Source organism: Parasulfitobacter algicola (assembly GCF_013315265.1).
Classification (GTDB): Bacteria; Pseudomonadota; Alphaproteobacteria; order Rhodobacterales; family Rhodobacteraceae; genus Parasulfitobacter; species Parasulfitobacter algicola.
The window spans coordinates 1-3,990 of the sequence record NZ_JABUFE010000036.1; the positions used below are offsets into that span (position 1 = coordinate 1).

General features: G+C 54.6%; 3 protein-coding genes. All 3 read right to left on the reverse strand.

All coding sequences use genetic code 11. The annotated features are described in order from the left end of the window. Nucleotides 1-175: 175 nt before the first annotated feature. Nucleotides 176-706: an RHS repeat-associated core domain-containing protein gene (locus HRQ87_RS19865; RefSeq protein ID WP_174140187.1), complete on the reverse strand. Its 531-nt coding sequence runs from the start codon at nucleotides 704-706 to the stop codon at nucleotides 176-178. 97 nt (nucleotides 707-803) lie between these two features. Continuing rightward, on the reverse strand, nucleotides 804-1,154 hold the full coding sequence (locus HRQ87_RS19870) for a hypothetical protein (protein ID WP_174140188.1): 351 nt from the start codon (nucleotides 1,152-1,154) through the stop codon (nucleotides 804-806). A 587-nt stretch (nucleotides 1,155-1,741) separates the two neighbouring features. Then, nucleotides 1,742-3,724, reverse strand: coding sequence for a calcineurin-like phosphoesterase C-terminal domain-containing protein (locus HRQ87_RS19875; RefSeq protein ID WP_174140189.1), 1,983 nt, complete (start codon nucleotides 3,722-3,724; stop codon nucleotides 1,742-1,744). Nucleotides 3,725-3,990 lie beyond the last annotated feature (266 nt).

Genomic DNA, 3,990 nt, shown 5'->3' on the forward strand with positions numbered 1-3,990 from the left:
CCTCAAATTGCAGAAACATCCTGCAACTCTATCAAGAACCTGACCTATCAACCCGGTCAGCCCGATTACCAATGCTTAGTCCTGCGATGCAGTAATCGGGCGTCAGTTTTCGCTGCACCGCGCATGAACGGCTGCTTTTTCCGCCGCATTGCGGCAAGTTGATCTCAAACGATGATTAAGGCTTCAGAATGGCTTGATGCCACTCCTGTCGCGAATACCCATACACACTCGCCCCATCGACCAGCCCTAGAGAATCTGACTGGATATACTGGCCCGTAGTGGGGTCATAATCCCGCATCCAGTTTTGGTGGAGGCCGGTCTCGGATTGGAACCATTGGCCGGGGAATCGGAGGGCGATGGTGTCTCCGGATGTGGTGTGGACGCCGCCGAAGGGGAGGTATGTGGCCTCCCAGACCTTCGTACCATTCCCGTCGGTTGCGAAGATGGGGCGGCCGATGTGGTCGGTGCGGATGAAGTAGACCTGTCCGTTTTCGATCACGGCGACGGGGGGCAGGTTTATCCAGACGTATTTGCGCAGCAGGGTGCTTGTACCGGCTGCCGGATCGTATTCATATTCCGCGATGCGCTGGCCGTTCAGGTCGTGGACGGAGTGGATCGTGCGGGGCTCTTGCGTGAGCCGTCGCACCACCTGCTGACCGGCGGCGTTATAAAGATACTCGGCTTGCACCACGCCGTTGATGGACATCGAGGCCATGCGTTGGCGGCATCATAGGTGAAGCCATAGCCCCCGCCCGAGCGGTTGTCGTAGATCACGTTTGCCTATTTTAAGCCCCAAAATTTTCCTACTTGTTCATATATATAACTCTATTATGAACATCAAAATCATCTTCTAAAAAGCAACCAACGTCCTGTGGTATCTTCTCAAGAAGATCTGAAATTACAGCATAAAACGCATCTGACTTTTTTTGACCTGTATCCACAAATATTTGTGATGCTTTGATATCTTCACCTAAATCCTGAACCACACTGTATGAACCGATAGTATCGTTCTTCATAATGATATATTCAAGATTTGCATCTTTAGTGACCTGCTTTGAAATATACTCGCCGATTTTGGCAACTGGAATAAAAATAATCCCGACACTCCGACCCTCTCCAGATGGCCATGTAATCGTCTCTTTATTTTCTTCCATAATTTCAGATCCTTAGTGTGGTATTATTACTGCTGGTATCTCAACATAATACCCCCTTGCATCTCTTCCTTCTATAACACCGGGTGTACCTTCCTGCCAATATGCGCCGGGTGTGCACCAGTAGTTTCTAAATCCTGATGGAGGAATTGGAGTACAGAAGCTATATCCACCTCCTGAACCAGGTCTAAGATATGCTTTAACTCTTGGGGGACCTCCTCCCGCGATTACACTTTGCGAATATCCTCTCACGCGGCCTGAAGCCATAGCAAGACCTACTTCGTCTGAACCAACTCTTCTATGATAAATAGGACCAGGGCAAGGCGGAGGTGGTGGCAGCAGATCATCACATTCATCACATCCATCTTTATCAATCGCACCTGAACTAGTACATTGCTTCATTCTTTGACATGTTGGCGAGTTTCCTGCCATTCCACTGTTATTACAAATCCATTCCAAGGCATTTTCACCACGGAAATCATAATACCGCCCTGGATTCTGCAGCGCATAGGCGATGGGCTAGGTCGGTGCTCAAGAGTAGCCGCAGCCCCAAAGATGGGGCCGCGGCACGCCACCAAGTGGCACACTGGTCAATTCGTCTGTTCCTCCCACAACGTATTGTCCCAATAGGGGAAGGGTCGTTCTTCACGTACCTCAAAGGTCATCCGCTCTGTGAATTCCCGGCCATCCGCCATGACCGCTGTCACCTCGAGGATATGGGCACCGACTGGCAGGTCGACAGGCATTTCCAGCCGCCACAGATGGGTGGAGCTGTCAGCAATCATCCACGTTTCCGCGGGCTGCGGGTTGGCGGGGCCGTAGCTCGATCCTTGCCAGACCTCAAAGCCCTGCGCCCGATCCTCGCCTTGGGTCGATTGCCAACCAAACCGACCAATCGTCATTTGGCGAACGGCGGCGAAGGGGTCCGCCCATTCTGCGCCTGATTGGATATCTTCGCCGTTGCCGGCCTGTGTGCGCGTCATCGGCAAATCCGGCCCGCCATTGATGGAAGCAGACAACTCGGTGTTGCGGTCCCCGATCCATACGTTTGCCGTCAGCCAGACGGTGCCCTCAAGGTCATCTGGCGTGAACAGTCTCAGATCCGCCAGATCGTTGGCGGTCAGTGGCGGTGTCTCCGCCGCCGGATCCTCCCGTGCATCGGCCCATGCAAACAATTCCTCAAACCAAGAGCGGAATTGCGGCGTGTTGAAGCTCAGCGCGATCTGACGTTCTGGCGCTAGATTAGCAGCGTAGAAATTCACCTCGAAGTCTGACCCGTCGAAATCAACAATCATGTAGCCGGGAGGTGTGCCGCCCCGCGCAAAGGCCAGCGGTGTGCCATCGAAGTTCATATCACCCCAATACCAATTGCCCGACGGCGCGCCGCCAACCACATGGTCAAACGGTAAACGCGTTACCCCGACCTGTTCTTCCCAGCCCTGGAACCATTCTCCAGCCGCTAGATATTCCATTGTGTGGGTATGCCCGGAAAAGCTGACCGCCGGTCGCCCTGCCAGAAGGGCGTGGATCTCTGCCAGATTATCGGTCTGGTGGCGACCGGTATTGCTGTCGATGAAGGACACGAACGGGATGTGGTGCATCATCACGATCAGACGATCTTCAGGGATCTCAGCCAGGGTCGCCTCTAGCCACTGCATCTGTCGCTCAACCACGCGGCCGTTGTAGACCACTCTATCCGGATCAGCACATGCATCGCGGCCACCTGGTCCGTCGTCCTCCGGACCGCAGGGGTAAACAACGTTGTCGAGCGCGATAAACGTCACACCACCAATGTCGAAGCTGTAATAGGCCGGACCATAGATCTGACGCCAGCTGTCGGCGGAATGCTCGTCCGTCGTCGCATCAAAATCGAAATCGTGATTGCCGTGGATGTAGTATTGAGGCAGGTCAATCACCGACCACAGATTCATGAACCTCGGCAACAACGACAGGTCATCGCCCATCACGTCACCCAGCATAATGACGCATTCTGCCTCGCTCAGGTCCTGATCCAGGATGCTGTCGAGCACCCCGTCCCGGACATAGCCGATTTCCGTGTTCGAATAGGGCTGCGTATCGCCCATCATGACACAGGAAAATTCGTCGTCCACGCCGGTTCGGACCATCGGAAAATTGATCGCGGCAGGTAGCGGCCCTGTGGGGGCCAAACCACCATAACGCAATGCCTCAGGTGTGCCTTCCGGGAGGTGGTGGTAGAAGAATTGCGGCACGCCGTCTTCGTTGACCGGCACATCGTAGGCGGCGGGTTCATGCACCATAACGGTCATGTTTTCATAGACCGGTAGCGAATAAATGCCGTCCTCATCTGTGGTGGTGACGTCCTGACCATTCGATACGATCACACTCGCCACCCCGGGTTCGTCGTTTTGGTAAACGCCGTCGCGGCTGAGGTCGTGGAATACACGGCCGGTCACTGTTTCAGCGGTCGGGACGGCGCCGCTGCGCACAACGTCGATCTCAGCAACATAGTCGGCAAGTGCCAGATTAGGCGCGGCAAAAACCATCGAGACGGCCGCAAGCAATGCTCTGCGGCCCGTGAACTTCGCAGTCATGGGCTTCTCCGTGGGTTAGTTTTCGGGTAGGCGCAGGCTCCTGATCTGCACCTGGGGTCAAGCGTGCCTGAGTCGTATGACGGTCGTATGACGCAAGTGTAACAATCGAGGTAAGCCTACGTGACAGCCCGAAGATGCGCGAATGTTCGCAGGCCGGGAGATTGCTTTGGTGAGGATTTTGCGTTTGTCGCGAATGGCTGCAAAGCGGGCTGCGACCGCAGAATTTGGAGCAGTGGTCGAATGACCGCTTCTCTAATTGGGTGTTT

Coding starts and splice junctions, on each gene's coding strand:
- HRQ87_RS19870 (WP_174140188.1), bottom strand. CDS start 1,154: ATGGAAGAAAATAAAGAGACGATTACATGGCCATCTGGAGAGGGTCGG.
- HRQ87_RS19875 (WP_174140189.1), bottom strand. CDS start 3,724: ATGACTGCGAAGTTCACGGGCCGCAGAGCATTGCTTGCGGCCGTCTCG.
- HRQ87_RS19865 (WP_174140187.1), bottom strand. CDS start 706: ATGTCCATCAACGGCGTGGTGCAAGCCGAGTATCTTTATAACGCCGCC.